General features: G+C 58.6%; 18 protein-coding genes. 8 read left to right on the top strand and 10 right to left on the bottom strand.

Features of this window, described 5'->3' with window-relative positions:
* Position 1 precedes the first annotated feature (1 nt).
* Both AAHA41_RS02985 and AAHA41_RS02990 read left to right on the top strand, forming a co-directional pair.
* The gene (locus AAHA41_RS02985) at positions 2-520 is read left to right on the top strand and encodes a DUF2062 domain-containing protein (protein WP_042031164.1); all 519 of its coding nucleotides are present in this window, start codon (positions 2-4) and stop codon (positions 518-520) included.
* The gene (locus AAHA41_RS02990; protein WP_104014464.1) at positions 514-1,011 is read left to right on the top strand and encodes a DUF2062 domain-containing protein; all 498 of its coding nucleotides are present in this window, start codon (positions 514-516) and stop codon (positions 1,009-1,011) included. The genes AAHA41_RS02985 and AAHA41_RS02990 overlap by 7 nt, the downstream gene beginning before the upstream one ends.
* 77 nt (positions 1,012-1,088) lie before the next feature.
* On the opposite strand, the gene AAHA41_RS02995 is transcribed toward AAHA41_RS02990, so the two are convergent.
* From AAHA41_RS02995 to glpT, 9 genes are all read right to left on the bottom strand, one after another.
* Complete coding sequence (locus AAHA41_RS02995) at positions 1,089-2,279, bottom strand: amino acid aminotransferase (protein ID WP_323070826.1); 1,191 nt, start codon at positions 2,277-2,279, stop codon at positions 1,089-1,091.
* A gap of 144 nt (positions 2,280-2,423) precedes the next feature.
* A complete protein-coding gene (locus AAHA41_RS03000) occupies positions 2,424-3,365 on the bottom strand; it encodes a hypothetical protein (protein ID WP_323070827.1) in 942 nt (313 codons plus the stop codon).
* Between the two features lie 183 nt (positions 3,366-3,548).
* On the bottom strand, positions 3,549-4,421 hold the full coding sequence (gene hdfR, locus AAHA41_RS03005; protein WP_323070828.1) for an HTH-type transcriptional regulator HdfR: 873 nt from the start codon (positions 4,419-4,421) through the stop codon (positions 3,549-3,551).
* A complete protein-coding gene (locus tag AAHA41_RS03010; protein WP_033112906.1) occupies positions 4,421-4,792 on the bottom strand; it encodes a DUF413 domain-containing protein in 372 nt (123 codons plus the stop codon). Before AAHA41_RS03010 ends, hdfR begins: the two co-directional genes overlap by 1 nt.
* 300 nt (positions 4,793-5,092) lie before the next feature.
* Positions 5,093-5,575, bottom strand: coding sequence for a serine protease inhibitor ecotin (gene eco / locus AAHA41_RS03015; protein WP_033112907.1), 483 nt, complete (start codon positions 5,573-5,575; stop codon positions 5,093-5,095).
* 219 nt (positions 5,576-5,794) lie between these two features.
* Positions 5,795-6,883 (bottom strand): glycerophosphodiester phosphodiesterase, encoded by a 1,089-nt coding sequence (gene glpQ / locus AAHA41_RS03020; RefSeq protein ID WP_156853439.1) that lies wholly within the window; start codon positions 6,881-6,883, stop codon positions 5,795-5,797.
* 95 nt (positions 6,884-6,978) lie between these two features.
* Complete coding sequence (gene glpD / locus AAHA41_RS03025; RefSeq protein WP_323070829.1) at positions 6,979-8,466, bottom strand: glycerol-3-phosphate dehydrogenase; 1,488 nt, start codon at positions 8,464-8,466, stop codon at positions 6,979-6,981.
* A gap of 294 nt (positions 8,467-8,760) precedes the next feature.
* Positions 8,761-9,519 (bottom strand): DeoR/GlpR family transcriptional regulator, encoded by a 759-nt coding sequence (locus AAHA41_RS03030; protein ID WP_033112910.1) that lies wholly within the window; start codon positions 9,517-9,519, stop codon positions 8,761-8,763.
* 102 nt (positions 9,520-9,621) lie between these two features.
* Positions 9,622-10,977 (bottom strand): glycerol-3-phosphate transporter, encoded by a 1,356-nt coding sequence (glpT, locus tag AAHA41_RS03035; protein WP_323070830.1) that lies wholly within the window; start codon positions 10,975-10,977, stop codon positions 9,622-9,624.
* A gap of 491 nt (positions 10,978-11,468) precedes the next feature.
* On the opposite strand from glpT, the gene AAHA41_RS03040 reads away from it, so the two are divergent.
* The 4 genes from AAHA41_RS03040 (at position 11,469) to AAHA41_RS03055 (ending at position 16,450) form a co-directional block, all read left to right on the top strand.
* The gene (locus AAHA41_RS03040) at positions 11,469-12,317 is read left to right on the top strand and encodes an MIP/aquaporin family protein (protein WP_033112912.1); all 849 of its coding nucleotides are present in this window, start codon (positions 11,469-11,471) and stop codon (positions 12,315-12,317) included.
* 54 nt (positions 12,318-12,371) lie between these two features.
* Positions 12,372-13,874 carry a glycerol kinase GlpK gene (glpK, locus tag AAHA41_RS03045; RefSeq protein WP_033112913.1) on the top strand — a complete coding sequence of 501 codons (1,503 nt, stop codon included), beginning with the start codon at positions 12,372-12,374 and terminating at the stop codon, positions 13,872-13,874.
* Positions 13,875-14,070: 196 nt separating this feature from the next.
* Positions 14,071-16,047, top strand: a complete 1,977-nt coding sequence (locus AAHA41_RS03050; RefSeq protein ID WP_182925727.1) for a methyl-accepting chemotaxis protein — start codon at positions 14,071-14,073, stop codon at positions 16,045-16,047.
* Positions 16,048-16,231: 184 nt separating this feature from the next.
* Entirely contained in the window at positions 16,232-16,450 is a 219-nt protein-coding gene (locus AAHA41_RS03055; RefSeq protein ID WP_104014458.1) for a hypothetical protein, read from the top strand.
* An 80-nt stretch (positions 16,451-16,530) separates the two neighbouring features.
* Here the strand turns inward: AAHA41_RS03055 and AAHA41_RS03060 are convergent, their stop codons facing one another.
* Positions 16,531-17,433, bottom strand: a complete 903-nt coding sequence (locus AAHA41_RS03060; RefSeq protein WP_124240886.1) for a LysR substrate-binding domain-containing protein — start codon at positions 17,431-17,433, stop codon at positions 16,531-16,533.
* 193 nt (positions 17,434-17,626) lie between these two features.
* Here AAHA41_RS03060 and AAHA41_RS03065 point away from each other — a divergent pair, with 193 nt between their 5' ends.
* Positions 17,627-18,025 carry a DUF6404 family protein gene (locus AAHA41_RS03065; protein WP_323070831.1) on the top strand — a complete coding sequence of 133 codons (399 nt, stop codon included), beginning with the start codon at positions 17,627-17,629 and terminating at the stop codon, positions 18,023-18,025.
* A complete protein-coding gene (locus AAHA41_RS03070) occupies positions 18,012-18,374 on the top strand; it encodes a VOC family protein (protein ID WP_323070832.1) in 363 nt (120 codons plus the stop codon). Before AAHA41_RS03065 ends, AAHA41_RS03070 begins: the two co-directional genes overlap by 14 nt.
* The last annotated feature ends 140 nt before the right edge of the window (positions 18,375-18,514 follow it).

Below are 18,514 nucleotides of genomic sequence, written 5' to 3' on the forward strand. Positions count from 1 at the left end.
TATGCCCAAACGACTCATCAAACGCTGGATGCCCGACCCGCAAACCCTGAAAGAACACAAGCACTTGCGCCTTTTTGGTCGCCTGCTGCTCGATGCCAATCTCTGGCATCTCAACCGGCGCTCGGCCGCGGGCGCCTTCGCCGTGGGGCTGTTCATGGCCTGGGTGCCGCTCCCCTGCCAGATGTTGCTGGCCGCCGGGCTCGCCATCGCCTGCCGGGTCAATCTGCCCCTCGCAGTGGCGCTGGTCTGGCTCTCCAATCCACTGACCATTCCCCCCATGTTCTATGGCGCCTATCTGGTCGGTTGCCAGTTGCTGGGGCAAACCTCGCAACATGTCGACATCCAGTTCACCTGGGCCTGGCTGGTATCGGTATTTGAAACCGTCGCGCCGCCGCTCCTGCTGGGCTCGCTGGTGCTGGCCCTGCTGAGCTCGCTCATCGGGTACGCCGTGATCCGCACCTTCTGGCGCATCAGCACAGTGCGTCAGTGGCAAAAACGCAAGGTGGCACGCCCATGCTGAGTCGCTGGTTCTCCCGTTTCAAAATCGATCCCGATACCCTGCGCAAGCAGAAGTGGTTTGCCTTGTTTGGTGAGCGACTGCTCGCTCCCGCCCTCTGGCAAGGGGGCACTCGCGCCCTGAGCGGCGCCGTGGCGGCCGGCATCTTCGCATGCTGGTTCCCCATCCCGATGCATTCGCTCATCGCAGTCGGGCTGGCGCTGGCGTTCAGCCTCAACCTGCCGCTGGCGCTGCTGGCGGTCTGGTTCAACAACCCGCTCACCCTCCCCTTCATGTACCTCTATGCCTATCGCACCGGCTGTCTGGTGCTGCACAAGACGCCGGAGCCTTTCCATCTCACCTGGACCCTCCACTGGCTGGAGCAGGAAGCGGCAACTCTTGTTCCCCCCTTCCTGCTCGGCAGCATGCTGCTGGCGGTGCTCACAGCATTGCTGGGTGGCGCCCTCACCTTGCTGGTGCTTCAGCTGCGCCGCTGGTTGCAAGGCGCTCGCTGAGCAGCTCACCCGGCTGGATCAAAAAAGCCCGTCACTGGCGTGACGGGCTTTTTCAGTAGTGCGGTTAACGGCTGGCGTTACAGCACCTTGGCGATGGCATCGCAAAGCGGATCTATGTTGGCGCGGGTGATACCGGCCACGCTGATCCGGCCGGAGCCGACGATATAGATGGCAAACTCGCTCTTGAGGCGCTCAACCTGATCTTTGGAGAGACCGGAGAAGGAGAACATGCCGTTCTGCTCGCGGATAAAGCTGAAATCCTGATCCACACCGCGCGCAGCCAGTTTCTCCACCAGCAGCTCGCGCATCTCGCGAATGCGCACCCGCATGGCCGCAACCTCTTCCACCCACTCGGCATAGAGGGCCGGATCGCTCACCACGGCAGTAACGACGGCGGCGCCGTGTGACGGCGGGTTGGAGTAGTTGGCACGAATGACGGTCTTGACCTGGGTGAAGGCGACGTCGGCGATCTCCTTGGTCGCACTGACCAGAGTGAAGGCGCCGACCCGCTCGTTATAGAGGCCAAAGTTCTTGGAGAAGGAGCTCGCCACCAGCAGCTCGTCGTGGCACTCGGCGAAGATGCGCAGACCTTCGGCATCCTCTTCGATACCGCGGGCAAAGCCCTGATAGGCGAAGTCAAACAGCGGCAGCCAGCCGGCGGCAGCACTCTGCTTGGCCAGCGCGCGCCACTGTTCGGCAGTGGGGTCGATACCGGTCGGGTTGTGGCAGCAGCCGTGCAGCAGCACCAGATCGCCAGCCTGCACTTCAGCCAGCGAGGCCTGCATGGCGGCAAAGTCGAGCCCCTTGGTGGCGGCGTCGTAGTACTTGTACCACTTGACGGTCAGACCCGCGGCCTGGAATACGCTGACGTGGTTGGCCCAGGTGGGATCGGAGATCCAGATGGTCTTGGCCAGACCATTGCGTACCACAAATTCGGCAGCGATACGCAGGGCACCGGTACCGCCCGGCGCTTGGGCGGTCTTGGCGCGGCCGCTGGCGACCAGCGTGGAGTTCTGCCCGAACAGCAGCTGCTGCACGATGCGGCCATATTCGATATTGCCTTCAATACCGAGGTAATTCTTGGTCTTCTCGTCGGTCAGCAGCTTCTGCTCGGCTTGCTTGACGCAGTGAAGAATGGGGGTGGCACCGGTCTCATCCTTGTAGATCCCGACCCCCAGATTGATTTTGTGGCTGCGAGAGTCGGCGCGGAAGGCTTCGGTCAGGCCCAGGATCGGATCCGCTGGGGCGGCAACAACCTTTTCAAACATGGTATTCCCTGTATTCCGTTGAGTTCATTGGGTGGCAAAGCGGCGTGGTAAACAAAAGCGCTCATCCGCGAGCGCTTCGTCAACTCTTTATATCACCGCGTTCCGTGGGGGAAAACCGCTTTTTGGCCTGCTCTGGCGGGGATTTCAACCAACGGCATGCCACTCGGGGGCAAGGGCACACACCTCGGCCGACAAGGCACCATTGGACTCAACCAAACCGTTACAAATTGCCAACAAGGATTTGGGGATCCGGCTCGGTTCCCAGCGGGGAGCTTCCCCGAGCGTAGTAGCGTAGGTGGTGATGATGGGAGCAAGCGTTCTGGGCAGCCACCAGCTCGGCGGACGACTCAAGCGCTGGGCCAGCGCCACCACCCTGTCGACCCCGGCGGGATCGAGCGAGGTCAGGTGGCTCCACTGCACATTGGGCGGCAGGGCAGCGATCACCTGTTGCAGCGCCAGCTGGGCAGTCGCCGGCGCCCACACCAGCAGAGTACCGGCAGGCAGTTGTAGCTCGGCAAAGGCACCGACGCTGTCGGTGGTAACCACCCGCAACAGCTCCCCCTCCCCCCACAGGATCTTGCCAAGGCCGGTCAGGGTACGCTCGGGGAGTGCTATCTCACCGAGGGCCTGCAGCCAGGGAGCGGCATCGAGCAGGGTGCCACCGCTGAAAAAGAGGCTGAACGGCTGGGCTGCGCGCAGGCGCAGCAGCTGATCGGCGCAGAGCCGGATCCCCTTGTCTTCGAAGTCGATCTGCTCGTTGGGGGTGAAGTTCACCTCGCTCTTGCGATAGAGCGCGGCAAGCACCCGTTCGTTGACCAGCTCCCCCAGCTGCCACCCCTGCCCGTGCAGCCACTCCTCCGGCGCAGGCGGCGCCGTGGCGATCTCCGCCAGCATCAGTTCTCGAGTCAAATAGCGGCGCCCGGCCGGGGTCAATTCATAGCTGTGGTTGCCGTGGGCAAGCAGCAGCTGGTTATCCTTGAGCAGACCAAGCAGCGGTTGCCATTGCCGGCCGCGGATCACCGCAGGCGAACACTCAAGCAGCTGTTGCGCCAACGCCCGCCATTCGGGGTGACTAAAGTCGATCATGTGCACTTCATCCCTGTAAATCGCATCCCTGTAACTGGCTGACAGACAAAGAGCCTGAAAAGGTACAATTACCGGCAGATGACGCCAACCTTTCTGCGTCAATTACGTGACCTCTCCCCCGCCTTTGCGCCAGAAATAGACAGCCCACCGGAAGGTGGGCTGTAACGGAAGATAAAGCAGAAGCTATTCGGCGGTGAGCCGCAGTTCGGCATCGTGCCAACCGAGCGGCAGCGTCAGCAGCTGATCGATCAGTTCGCGGCGATCTGATTTCTCCAGATAGGCGAGATAGAGTGGACGGCTCAGCGGCTGCCCCCCTTCTACCAGATGCAACGCCCCTTTCTCGAGGAAGGGGCTGACCATGCGCCGTGGCAGATAGGCGGCACCGCCGTTGGCCAGCACAAATTGCAGCGCCATGCTGGCAGAGCTGGAGTGCAGCACCGGGGTCTTTTGCAGGCTCTGCAGCCGGCTCGGCTGCGGCTCAAAGCTGGTACCCCAGTCGAGATGGATGTGGGGCATCTGCATCAGGTTGTCGGCATTGGCCGCCGGATCCCGGCTCACCAGCTCGAACACCAGCTCCCCGATGGGATGCAGGGCGATCTCGTCGATCTTGGTCGGCTCGGAGAGCAGAGCCAAATCGAGGGAGCGCTCCAGCAACTGACGGCAGAGGTGTTCGCGGGAAGCCGTTTCCAGCCGCACCGCCAAGCCGGGCGCCAGCGCATAGATGTGGTTGAGCCAGTCATTGAAATCGAGCTCCCAGAAGACGGCGGGAGCACCGATAGCAAGCTGCTGGCTGAAACCGGGCGAGAGCGCCACATCCTGTTTGGCACGACCGAGGGTATGGAGGATGGCATCTGCATAAGGCAGCAGACGCTCGCCGGAGGCGGTCAAACGGATGTTGTTGCGATGACGGGCAAACAGACTGACCCCGAGTTGCTGTTCAAGCTGGCGGATCCTGAAACTCACCGCCGACTGGGTCAGATAGAGATTTTCAGCAGCCCGGCCAAAGTGCCGGGTCTTGCTCACCTCGATAAAGGTCCGAAGCAGCTCGGTATCCATTAATCGATGGACTCGTCACTGCCACCGCCGCTGCCACCGCCGACATCAAAGCTGCCGCCACCGCTGCTCTCTTCGCTGGCGCCGCCAACGACGGTGCAGAGACGGTGAACACGCTTGGGCCCGATCACCTTGAGGTACTTGAACCATACCTTGGCGTGGGGGTTGGCACCGGCAGCACCGGATTTAACCTGCTCGATGAAGGCTGCCTCTACATCGTCACGGGGGGCAAGGGTGCCCTGATAGAGTGACAGCATGGCTGTGCCGTATTTTTCCAGACTATCCGCTTCGGCCACAGTGAATTCGCCACTGCGACGCAGGCCACGGGGAAAATGTTTGAAGTCGTTGAAACGCTTGTCTGATTCGAAGCTCATAATGCTCTTTTTTTCTGGTTAGTTTGACCTTTGCGGGCAAGTATCATCAGGCCATCGCCGAGTGCAAAATCAATTTTCTTACTATGTTAATAAATATCTTTCATCGAAGCTGCATTATCCGTCAGACAGGGCCGATTTTGCGGGGAAGCACACAAAAATCGTTGATAAATAACAGGCTTATGTAAAATTTCGTAAACATTGCCGGGCTGTTTTCAGATAAATCGGGCAAAAAATAAAGCGCCATACGGCGCTTTATTTGTTTCGTCAGGTGAACCAGCTGAACGTTTGGTGCAAAGATCGTTACTCGATCATGGCCGGCTGTGCCAGGTTGTCGGCACGCCACAAACGGTAGCGCACTTCGTACTCCTGCGGCACATAGATCACGAACGGCAGCTTGGAGTTGTAGTTCACAAAGAAACCCTGACCATAGATTTGGACGAAGGTCTCTTTCTTCTGACCATCCGGGCAAGCCATCAGGGTGCTGATGGGGTCGGAGACCTGACCCAGTTGCAGATAGTTGTAGCCCCAGCCCTTGACGCTGTGCTGTTCCAAGTTGCCCGCAAAACGCGGCACGTTGCAGTCAACCATCATCTTCTTGCCGACCTGCAGCTCGACCATCATGTCGGCTTCGTTCTCGACTTCAGGCAGGCGGATCACCACACGTTCCTGATTCACGTCAGCGGCTGGGAACATGCTGATATCGAATTTTTTCGGCTCGGCGGCGAAGGCATGGCCACCCAGCAACAAGGCGCCCAGCAGGCTAAAACGCAATACGGTTTTCATCTGTACCTCTTGGGGTTGGTTCAACGCCGCTAGACTAACCGCTCTGCCGATTTCATGCCAGCGCTCTGCAACGTAAAAAGCACGTAAAATGATGCAGATCCGGCACCCGATGACGTGATTTGGCTATTTTCTGACACCGCGCACACTCCCTTGCTGCTCCCGCTAAATAAAAAGCGAGGCCATCTGGCCCCGCTCTGAATTCAAATGGCACTTTGCCAACTATTTCCGTGTCCCTTCATGGGCTTGGATAACGGCAACCGCCTTGTCGGGGAAGTCGCTGAACACCCCGTCCACATCGGCCTGATAGAGGAAGATGTTGAGCAGATCGGTAAAGTCCTTGGCATAGGCTGGGATCTGTCCCTCATCCTGACGGAAGGTGTAAGGATGCACCTTTAGGCCGGCCGCGTGAGCCTCTTTTACCATGCCGGTGAAGGTCGGTTTGCCCAGGGTACCCGGCTCCGGCACTATCATCGGCTTCCACGGGCCGATCCCCTCGGCGTAGCTGGCGATCTCCTTCATGGCGCCCGGCTTGAACATCCAGTCATAGCTGTAGGGGGTTGCCTTGCCCTTGGCGTCATAGACCATGGTCTCGTTCCAGTCGGTCTCGGCCATCAGCTGCACCAGTTTGAGATCCATGCCCATGGCGGGCATCAGCTCGCTGTTGATGCGCTTGAGCTCGTTGGTATCGAAACACTGCAGATAGACCTTGTCATCCTTGCTGGTGTAGCCGTACTCCTTGAGCACCTTCAGCACCGCCTTGGAGATGTCCTTGCCCTCGTGGCGGAACAGCCAGGGCGCTTTTATCTCCGGATAGATACCGATGTTCTTGCCGGTGCTCTTGTTGAGCCCCTGGATCATCTCGATCTCTTCCTGGAAGGTATGGATCTTGAAGCTCGACTTCCACAGCGGGAAGCGGGCCGGATAGACCGGCACCTGCTTGCCGTCCACCAGCTGGAACGGCTCGGTCATGCGCAGGGAGCGCACTTCATCCAGGGTGAAATCCACCACATAGTAGCGCCCATCCGGGCGTGCCCGGCCGGGGAAGCGCTCGGCCACATCGGTGATGCCGTCTAGGAAGTGATCGTGCATCACCACCAGCTGGTCATCCTTGGTCATCACCAGATCCTGCTCCAGATAGTCAGCTCCCATGCCGTAGGCCAATGCCTTGGACTCCAGGGTGTGCTCGGGCAGGTAGCCGGAGGCGCCCCGGTGAGCAATCACTATCTTGCCTTCATCGGCAGCCAGAACAGGTAATGAGAGGGATGCCCCAAGGCTTAGCGCAATGAGGGAAACGGTGAGTTTTTTCATATGTGACACTCTTTATTATTGTGTGTAGGTAGTTGTTATATCAGAGGTTTATTGCAGTTATAGGAAGGGCGACGCAGGGCCGCCCTTCAGAGGATTCAGCTTGCTTTGCGCAGGCCGTGGTGATGGTGTGCCAGCCACTCACCCAGTTGCTGTTGCTCGGAATCGGACAGGCGCAGCCCCAGCTTGCTGCGACGCCAGAGGATATCTTCCAGAGTGCAGGCCCACTCCCGCTCGATAAGGTAACGCACCTCAGATTCGTATAGTCCGGCACCAAAGTGCTGGCCACGGGGCTCCTTGAGCCAGAGCCGGGCATGGGCGCCATAGGCTTCGGCGATGCGCAGGGCGCTGCGATCATCGAGCCAGTCAAACTCCAGCGCAAAGGCGCGTGCCAGCTCGCGAACCGAGCAGTCGAACTCACCACCGGGCAGCCGGCTGTTGGCGGTCCAGTCATCCCCCATCTGGCTGAACCAGGGTTTGAGCTTGTTGCAGGCAGCCTGCGCCAACTTGCGATAGGTGGTGAGCTTGCCGCCAAATACCGAGAGCAGCGGCGCGCCGTCGGATTCACCGGAGAGTTCGAGGGTGTAGTCGCGGGTCACCGCTTGCGGCGAGTCGGATTCGTCATCGCACAGCGGGCGCACCCCGGCGTAAGTCCAGATCACATCTTTCGGGGCGATCTGGCGGGTGAAGTGGGCGTTGACCACCTTGCACAGGTAGTTGATCTCGGCGTCGCTGATCTTCGCCTCGCGCGGACTGCCCTTGTGCTCCACATCCGTAGTGCCGATGAGGGAGTAGTCCTGCTGATAAGGGATAACGAAGACGATGCGGTTGTCCTCGTTTTGCAGGATGTAGGCCTCTTCGCGCTCATGGATGCGCGGCACTATCATGTGGCTGCCCTTGATGAGGCGAATGCCGCGCGGGGATTTCTCGTGCAGGCTCTCGTCATAGAAGGTCTTGACCCAGGGGCCGGCCGCATTGACCAGACCGCGGCAGGTGACGCTGAACTGCTCGCCCCCTTCCCGTTCCAGAGTCAAGGTCCAGTGCTTGGAGCCGCGCTCCGCCTTGACGCAGCGGGTGCGGGTCTGCACGTCGGCCCCCTTGTCGCGCGCCATCATGGCATTGAGCACCACCAGCCGGGCGTCGTCGACCCAGGCGTCCGAATACTCGAATCCCTTGTTGATTCCGGAGGTGAGGCCATCTTGCGGTAGGAAGCGCACGCCACAGCTGCCCTTGAGCTTGTCGCGCTTGGCCAGATTGTCATAAAGGAAGAGGCCGGCGCGGATCATCCAGGCCGGACGCAGATGCGGGCGGTGCGGCAGACGAAAGCGCATCGGCCGAGCGATATGGGGTGCCATGCCGAGCAGCACCTCCCGCTCCGCCAGCGCCTCTTTCACCAACCGGAATTCGTAATGTTCGAGATAGCGCAGACCACCGTGGATCAGCTTGCTGGAGTTGGAAGAGGTGGCTGAGGCGAGATCCTGCGCCTCGAACAGGGCCACTTTCAAACCCCGTCCTGCCGCATCAGCTGCAATGCCTACCCCGTTGATGCCGCCACCAACGACGACCAGATCATAATGTTCGCTCATGTTCACCTACTTTCATTTTTATGATTGCTATAACAGTAATGTTTGATTTCGCTCATTTTAGAACATAAAAAAACATCAAACGAACATTTAGTTGTAAAAGTGTGATCACAATGTGCAGCCAAACAGTCTTGGCGCTTCGCGTTGGGCAATGAAAGGAGGTGTTGCCAATACCATGGCAATGACATTCAAAAAACGAAGGGGAGAAGAGCAGGAAGGCAATACCCCAAAGGGGGTGAATAACGAAAGGGAGGCCGCCCGACAGGGCGACCTGAACTCCACAACACAGGCGCTATATCAGCAGATATGGCAGGCGACCTGATGCTGGGCCATCAACCTTGTCAACTTCTCGGGCGGCTCCTGATCGGTAAAGAGCGCGTGAACCTGATTGATGTTGCCGAGGTTGACCATGGCGTTGCGACCAAACTTGGTGTGGTCAGCGGCCAGAAAGACCTGGCGGGAGTGGGCGATGATGGCCTGGGCAATCTTCACCTCGTGATAGTCGAAATCGAGCAGGGAGCCGTCGTTGTCGATACCCGAAATGCCGATGACGCCATAGTCCATGCGAAACTGACCGATAAAGTCACGGGTTGCCTCCCCCACGATGCCACCATCCCGGTTGCGGATCTCGCCACCGGCGATGATGACGGTGAAGTCATCCTTGGCCGTCAGAATGCTGGCCACGTTGAGGTTGTTGGTGACAATGCGCAGCTCGCGGTGATCGAGCAGGGCGCGGGCAATAGCTTCGGTAGTGGTGCCGATATCGATAAAGAGGGAGGAGCCATCGGGAATATTGGCGGCGACCTCGCGGGCGATACGCTCTTTCTCCTTGAGCTGCATCACTTTACGGGCGCTGTAGGCGGTATTGACGGTACTCGAATGCAGGGAGGCACCGCCATGATGGCGCCGGATCTTGTTCTGCTCGGCGAGATCGTTCAGATCCCGGCGAATGGTCTGGGGACTGACATCAAAATGGGTCACCAGATCGTCGGTCGAGACAAATCCCTGCCGCGTCAGGACGTCCAGGATCTCCAGATGTCGTTGGGTTTGCTTCACGCTTGCACTCCGATGATGAGACGAAAAAAGGCCCCGGCAGGTACGGGGCCTTTTGGCAGTTTACCCGATCCCCTTGGGGATCAATAAGCTGAGGATCACGTTTTATGCCTTATGAGCCTCGGCTCTGGCTGCCACGGCAAGGTTCTCGTGCTTGAGGGTCATCGCCAGCAGGATGATGGAGAGCACGCAGGATACGGTCAGCACCATAAAGCCGCCGTCCCAGCCAAAGTGGTCAACGGTGTAACCCAGCATGGCGTTGGCCGCCACGGCACCGCCCAGATAACCAAACAGACCGGTGAAACCAGCTGCAGTACCGGCCGCCTTCTTCGGTGCCAGCTCCAGCGCATAGAGACCGATCAGCATGACAGGGCCGTAGATGAGGAAGCCGATGGCCACCAGTGCCAGCATGTCGACGGTCGGGTTGCCAGCCGGGTTGAGCCAGTAGACCAGCACGAACAGGGTTACCAGCACCATGAACAGGATACCGGCCGGCGCACGACGGCCCTGGAACATCTTGTCAGAGATCCAGCCGCACAGCAGGGTGCCCGGAATACCGGCCCACTCATAGAGGAAGTAAGCCCAGGAGGATTTGTCGACGCTGAAATCCTTGGCCTCTTTCAGGTAGGTTGGCGCCCAGTCCAGCACACCGTAACGAATGAGGTAAACGAAGGCGTTGGCAATCGCGATGTACCACAGCAGTTTGTTGTGCAGCACGTACTTGACGAAGATCTCCTTGGCGGAAAACTCCTGCTCATGGCTCTCATTGTAATCCTTGGGAAAATCGTTCTTGTACTCTTCGATGGGCGGCAGGCCGACCGATTGCGGGGTATCGCGCATTACGAGGAAGGCGATCACCGCGATGGCCGCCGCAGCGGCTGCCGGGACATAGAAGGCACTGCGCCAGTCGTTGAACCAACCCATCCCCAGAATAAACAGCGGGCCAATCATGCCGCCACCCACGTTGTGGGCCACGTTCCAGACCGAGACCACTTCGCCCCGCTCTTTCTGTGACCACCAGTGCACCATGGTACGACCACAGGGCGGCCAGCCCATGCCCTGTGCCCAGCCGTTCAGGAACAAGAGCACGAACATGATGCCGATGCTGGAGGTGGCCCAGTGCATGGTACCCATCATGAACATCAGCGCAGCTGACAGCAGCAGGCCGGCAGAGAGGAAGTAACGGGCGTTGGAGCGGTCAGATACGTTCCCCATCAGGAACTTGGAGAGACCATAGGCGATGGACACCCCGGAGAGGGCAAAGCCGAGATCTCCGCGGGAAAAACCCTGCTCGACCAGGTAGGGCATGGCCAGACTGAAGTTTTTCCGCACCAGATAGTAGCCGGCGTAACCGAAGAAGATCCCGAAGAACACTTGCCAACGCATGCGTTTGTAGAAGGGGTCGACCTTGTCGGCCGGGAGCCTGTCGATGTGCGCCGCAGGCCTGAAGAGACTAAGCATGTTCTGCTTCCTTATTGTTGTTATGGGCTGTTGAGGGTGCCCTTGAACAGTCAGACGAATCAGGTGAGTCCATTGATTCGTAAGCGAGCCAATTGTGCTCATATGCGCTCATAAGTTCTGTGATGCATGCTCAAATATTGCAGTTTTATTACAAAAAAAAGCTCCAAATGAGAAAACGCTCATCAAGCGTCATCCCTTGTACAGCAAGGGTTAGCGACTACCTCATAGGGGGTATTATGGAGATTACATATTGCTTTACGTCACATTTTCTTAGCAATGAGTGGGATCTTGTCCACATTTCCCATGGCGGGGGGATGGTGAAATTTATGGGAAGGTTTATTTTCTCTCACGTCCGAGAACGAGCGAAAACGAACATAACGTTTGCGCAAGAAGAATAAAGAACAAGGAAACGTTTTCGGTCGCAATGGATAGCCACAATAAAGATAAAACGGAACATCAAACCTCTACGGGTGGATACCTAAGGAATACTTATGAGCATACAAAGACCCAATACCCTGCTTGGCGAGTGCATCGCCGAGTTTATCGGAACCGGCCTGCTGATCTTCTTCGGCGTCGGATGTGTCGCCGCACTGGTACTGGCGGGAGCCAACTTCGGGCAGTGGGAAATTTCCATTACCTGGGGTCTGGGCGTTGCCATCGCCATCTATGTGACCGGCGGTATTTCGGGGGCCCACCTCAACCCGGCCGTCACCCTGGCGTTGATGACCTTCGCAGGTTTTGACAAGCGCAAAGTCGTGCCCTACATCATCGCCCAGATCGCCGGCGCCTTCTGCTTCGCCGCGCTGGTCTACTTCCTCTATAGCAACCTGTTCACCCAGTGGGAAGTGACCCACAACGTGGTGCGCGGCAGCGTCGAGAGCCTCGGCACCGCCGGGATCTTCTCTACCTATCCCAATGGCGCCATCTCCAACCTGCAGGCCTTCACCGTCGAGCTGGTGATCACCGCCGTGCTGATGCTGGGCATCATGGCGCTGGGTGACAACAACAACGGCGCTCCCAAAGGCTTTGCCGCCGCCCTGCTGATCGGTATCCTCATCGCCGTGATCGGTGCCTCTCTCGGCCCGTTAACCGGTTTTGCCATGAACCCGGCTCGTGATTTTGGCCCCAAACTGTTCGCCTTCCTGGCCGGCTGGGGTGATGTGGCCATGACCGGTGGCCGTGATAACCCCTACTTCTGGGTCCCCATCCTTGGCCCTATCGTCGGTGCCCAGATTGGTACTGCCCTCTATGTCAAAGTGCTGGCTCCCTGTGTACCGGGCAACCGTGTTGCCGCCACCGAGCAAGCTGCCCAAACCGCCAAAGAAGAGGCCGCCGCCTAAGAGCGCCCCTCCCCAACGTGTAAAAACGTGGAAAATAAAAACGTGGAGAACATCATGTCTGCTGAAAAGAAATATGTCGTCGCTCTGGACCAGGGTACTACCTCTTCCCGCGCCATCGTCTTTGATCAGGATGCCAATATCGTTGGCACCTCCCAGCGCGAATTCACCCAGCACTACCCGAAAGCGGGCTGGGTAGAGCACGACCCGATGGAGATCTGGGCAACCCAATCCTCCGTCTTCACCGAAGTGCTGGCCAAGACTGGCCTTCGCAGCGAAGAGATCGCCGCCATCGGTATCACCAACCAGCGTGAAACCACTGTCGTGTGGGAAAAGGCCACCGGCAAACCCATCTACAACGCCATCGTCTGGCAGTGCCGCCGCACCGCAGCCATCTGTGAAGAGCTGAAAGCGCGTGGTCTGGAAGAGTACGTGCGTGAAAACACCGGTCTGGTACTGGATGCCTACTTCTCCGGTACCAAGGTGAAGTGGATCCTCGACAACGTGGAAGGTGCCCGCGAGAAGGCGATGAACGGCGAGCTGCTGTTCGGCACCATCGACACCTGGCTGGTGTGGAAAATGACCAACGGTGAAGTGCACGTCACCGACCCGACCAACGCCTCCCGTACCATGCTCTACAACATCCGCGACCTGAAGTGGGATCAGCGCATGCTGGACGAGCTGGGCATCCCCATGTCCATGCTGCCGGAAGTGAAACCCTCTTCCGAGGTGTATGGCTACACCACCCGTGGCGGCGGCTCCCGCATCCCCATCGCCGGTATCGCCGGTGACCAGCAGTCCGCCCTGTTCGGCCAGCTCTGCTTCGAAAAAGGGATGGCCAAGAACACCTACGGCACCGGCTGCTTCATGCTGATGAACACAGGTACCGAGCCGGTTCGCTCCAGTAACGGCCTGCTGACCACAGTCGCCATCGGCCCGAAAGGGGAAGTGAACTACGCGCTGGAAGGTGCGGTGTTTATGGGCGGCGCTACCATCCAGTGGCTGCGTGACGAGCTCAAGATCATTCACGATGCACGCGACACCGACTACTTCGCCTCCAAGGTTGGCGATACCAACGGCGTCTATCTGGTACCGGCCTTCGTCGGTCTGGGCGCGCCCTACTGGGATCCGTATGCACGCGGCACCATGGTCGGTCTTACCCGCGGCGCCAACCGCAACCACATCATCCGTGCCGCACTGGAATCCATCGCCTATCAGAGCCGCGATGTGCTGGATGCGATGCAGCAGGACTCCGGCATCAAGCTGGCAGCCCTGAAAGTAGACGGCGGCGCGGTAGCCAACGACTTCCTGATGCAGTTCCAGTCCGACATGATGCACACCCCGGTGGTGCGCCCGACCCGTATCGAGACCACCGCCATGGGTGCCGCCTTCCTGGCAGGTCTGGCCGTCGGCTTCTGGAAAAGCTCGGACGAGCTGGAAGACAAGTTCAGCGTGGACCGTGAGTTCATCCCGCAGATGGACCGCGACGACCGTGCCAAACGCTACAGCGGTTGGAAGAAAGCGGTCGAGCGTTCACGCCGCTGGGCTGAAGAGGAGTGATCGGATAACCGCGCCCCGTTGACCTGAAAAACAAGAGAGGCCGACACTCATGTCGGCCTCTCTTTTTAGCTCTATCTCCCCTCTCCATCCCCTGTCGATATTCACTTATGCACTCGGCACAACTTAATTGAGTTGTTTATCTATAATTTGCTTCTGGGTCGCATCTGCGACCTGTTTTTTACAGGAGCTAGGGATTATGGACAGAGCGATAAACCGATTTTCACTTAACTTCCTCTGGTCAGGACTCGGGATCAGAACCCGGATCCTCTCCGGTGTCGCCATACTGATGGTCATCGCCATCAGTTGTATCACCCTGATCCTGGAACAGATCTCCCACACTCAGGCGCAGCAGCGGGTCGAGCGCTATGAGCTGCCAAGCAGCGTGGATCGTATCGCCAACCAGCTCACTGCCGAGCTGACCCACCACTTGACCGAAGCACAGGCACTGGCCAGCAACAGCTTCGTCATCGACTGGCTGGCTCAGGGTATGCCGGCAGCAGAGTGGCCCAAGATGGAGCACTACTTTCAGGCACTGCAGCAGCGCATTGGCGGCAATGTCTTTATCGCGCCGCTCCAGACCAATACCCTGATCAACTTCAGCGGCGGCCCCACCGCCCAGAAACAGCTGCATGAGTCAGATCTGAAAGATGACTGGTTCTACGGCTTTCTCAAACGTAAGCACCCCTACGAGCTGAACCTCGATATCTCGGACTTTGACAAGCGCGCCTCGCTCTATATCAATACGGCTGTCACGTCCGAAGGCAAGACGCTGGCGGTGGCGGGCACCTCCATCAATATGGATTCACTGCGCAAGCTCATCAGCAGCTACCGGATCGGCAAAAGCGGTCAGGTCTATCTGGCCGACATGAACGGCTCCATCGAAATCCACCCTGATCAGGAGCAGGAGGATGCGGCCCACCATCAGGCTGCGTTTCTCGACACCGTCAAACAGCTCATTCCCAACGCCCATGAACAGGTTGCCGTCCAATCCCTTGCGCAGAATGGTGAAACCTACCTTATCGCGGTGCGTTACATACCGGCGCTCAACCGCATACTTATCGGCGAGATCAATGGTGCTGAACTGGAGGAGGGACTGCATGAATCCCGTCAGCTCATCATCATTGTCTCGCTCGCCATCGGCACCCTGGCGATGCTGGCGTCGGCCTGGCTCGCCCACTCCATCAGCCGCCCCATTCGCCAAGCCGCCGATGGTATGCACCACATCACTGCTGACCGGGATCTGGCAACCCGCCTCGACTTCTCGGACGAGTCGGAGCTCGGGTTGATGGCCCAGAGCTTCAACCGGCTGATCCAGAGCCTGAACCAGAGTTTCTACCGCTTCCAGCAATCGGGCAGTGCCCTGTCGGCCCAATCCTCCCAGTCACTGCATCAGGCGCAAGCGCTGGCGGGTGAGGCGTGCCAGCAGGCACAGAGCATTCAGGAGCTGACCAACGTGGTCGCTCTCATCGGGGATAATGCCGAACAGATAGCCAGCCGCTCCATGGGGGTCAACGAGGTGACCCACCATATCGCCGGCCATATGCGCACCATCGAGCAGGATGTCACCCAGAGTGCCAACCGGCTTGAGACGCTGCGCAGCAGCATCAGCACCTCCTCAACCCTGCTCGATGAAGTGGTCAAGGACAGCAACGACATTACCCAGATCATGAACCTCATTCGCGACGTCTCGAACCAGACCAACCTGCTGGCTCTTAACGCCGCCATCGAAGCGGCCCGGGCGGGCGACATGGGACGCGGTTTTGCCGTGGTGGCCGACGAGGTGCGCCAGCTGGCAGTGCGCACCCAGACCGCAACCAAGGATGTACAGGATCTGATCCTGCGCCTGCAGGAGGGTACCCGGCAGGCCAGCAACTCGATGACCGACTCGCGCACCTTGAGCGAAGAGGGATACAACCGGATGAGTCAGGCCAAGGAGGTACTGATCGATGCCACCAGCCAGATCAATCAGGCGGCACTCGAGATCAACGAGATAAGTGCGCTGGCCCAATCCCAGCATCAGCAGATGGGGCAGGCCAAGGCCGCCCTCGACGAACTGGCCATGGTGGCTGAGCATCAGCGCGAGCATGCAGAGGAGAGCAATGCCGCCAGTCGCGAGCTGTTCGAGCTGGCAAAAGCGATTGATGAGCAGATCCGTCAATACCGCATTCGTTGACCTGCCAGCCTCTCATGCAAATGAAAACGCCACCGCAAGGTGGCGTTTTCATTTTGCGAATCATTTTGCTAGCGCTCTCATAACAGGAATAACGATAAAAACTACAACCTATTGATTATTAACATGAAAAAAGATGGAACAGCGGTTGCTTAGTGATATCAGGCTCAATAAGAGGAATGAGATCATGAAACCGACCAGCACCCGCACCACCCAAGAAGAGAATGCACTGACCCCCCGCGAAGGCACCTTTCTGATGATGGTCGCCCAACTGGTGGTCCTGACCACCATCGTTCTGGCCGCTACCCTGGGCGGGCTCTCATGGCAGTGGACCCTGCTGCTGGCCGTTCCCCCCGTCATCGGCGGCGCCCTGCTTAGCCGGGTCTTTGGCAAGCTGCCGCGCTAAACCGGTCCCCCCACCTTCCCGCAAAACGGCCGACCCTATGTCGGCCGTTTCTCTATCCGGCCATAAATGCCATTCATCGGCTAGAGGGTATGGCTGCCCAGCTGCTCTTTGAGAAAATCGAGCCAGACCCGCAGCCGGATATCACGCTGGGCATCGGAATAGAAGACCGCATTGATGGGGCGCGAGGCGCCGCTGTTGCTGCGTGCCAGCACCTCCACCAGCGCCCCGCTCGCCCGATCCGGCCCGGTCATAAAGTCCGACAGACAGACGATACCCTGCCCCGCCAGCGCCAGCTGACGCAAGGTTTCCCCGCTGCTTGCACGCAGGCTGGGAGTAATGGGAAAGCGATCCCCCTGCTCGGCACTCAATAGCGGCCAGTGGTTGAGGTGATCGGGATGCAAAAAGCCAAGCAGCTCGTGGCCGCTCAGCAGATCTGCCGGTTGGCGCGGGGTGCCGCGCTCGCTCAAATAGCCGGGAGAGGCCAGCAAGCGCAACCGAGAGCGGCCAAGGGGCAACGCGCGCAAAGAGGAGTCGCTCAGCTCGCCGATACGGATGGCCATGTCTACCCGCCGCTCCATCAGATTGATAAAGCCCTCCGAGCTGTGCAGTTGCAGCTCGATGGCAGGATAACGACGTCGAAACTCGCCGATAATGGGCACCAGCCGATGGAGGATAAAAGGCGTGGCCGCATCGACCCGCAATATGCCCTCCGGCTGTTCGCGGCGCATCAGTAGCAGCCCCTCCGCCTCGCTCATCTCGGTCAGGATCTTCACCGCCCGCTGATAAAACCAGCTCCCCTCCTCGGTCAGGCTGACCCGCCTCGTGGTGCGATTGAGCAAAACGGTTGAGAGCTTCTCCTCCAGCCTTTTGATGCCGCGGCTCACCACCGAGTTATCCATACCGAGGTTCTCCGCCGCCTGGCGAAAACTGCCCGCCTCCACCACCGCCACAAACAGGGTCAGTTCATCAGAATGGGTCTTCATTGCTGTTATCCGGACAAGAGTAATGGGCCTTTATAGGCGTAGCCGCTCTGTATTGGCAAGCGTTGCCTGATGTATTCGGGCTGCCACAACCGAGAGATAACGTGATGGCCAGCTCAAACTCTGCTCGGTGTTTGCCGGTAGAATGGGACCATGTTGGTTCGTATGAAACCGAATAGACACAAGGACGAACACGATGACATTTGAAGAGCGGCTGGCCGCTGCCCATCAGGAACTGGCAAGCAAAGGGGTATGGCATGCCAACTACAATCCCCCTTTGTGCAGGCTGCTGCGCAGATTTGGTTATCCCGTCAAACCGCCTCAGTATGAAGGTTGGCTAACCAACTTTCTGGTATTCGGGGTCGGCGTTGGTCTGGTATGGGGCACGATGATGTGGTTTTTTAGCTGGCAACCCATGGCAATGGATCTGCTATTTGCCCTGCGCCAAACAACCCTGTTCGCGGGATTCTTCGGCTTGACCATGGCATCTTGGCTCTGGCTACGGCACAAGCAGCTGAAACTGACTCCGTGGGAGCAACTGACTAACCCCGCCGATGCTGATGATGAGGAAGAAGAGCTGAATGAAATCCCATGAAAAACTGAACTATGTGGAGTTTGCTGCGCGAGATCTTGCCGCGACCAAGGCCTTCTTTCAGACCGTATTTGGCTGGCAATTTGTCGATTACGGCCCCGACTACTGCGCCTTTGCCAATGAGGGGCTGGATGGCGGCTTCTATCGGGCAGATCAGTGCAACCTGACAGCTCAGGGCGGCGCTCTGCTGGTCTTCTACAGCGCCGATATTGAAGCGACTCAAGCCAAGGTGAGCCAACACGGAGGCACCATCAACCGCCCTCTTTTCGATTTTCCCGGTGGCCGTCGTTTCCACTTCGTTGAGCCCAGCGGCAATGAGTTTGCCGTCTGGTCCGAGACTGCCAGCGCCTGATACCATAGGGCGAAGAGTAATTAATCTCCGCCCCCTATCCATTCGCCAAACCAGCCGTTATCTCTTTCAGCCACCTAAAAACGACTAAAAAACCACCAGCTCTGTGAGCTTGCTACTGTTTATCAAGGGGAAAAAATGGA

Source organism: Aeromonas sp. SER, assembly GCF_038739615.1.
Classification (GTDB): Bacteria; Pseudomonadota; Gammaproteobacteria; order Enterobacterales; family Aeromonadaceae; genus Aeromonas; species Aeromonas jandaei.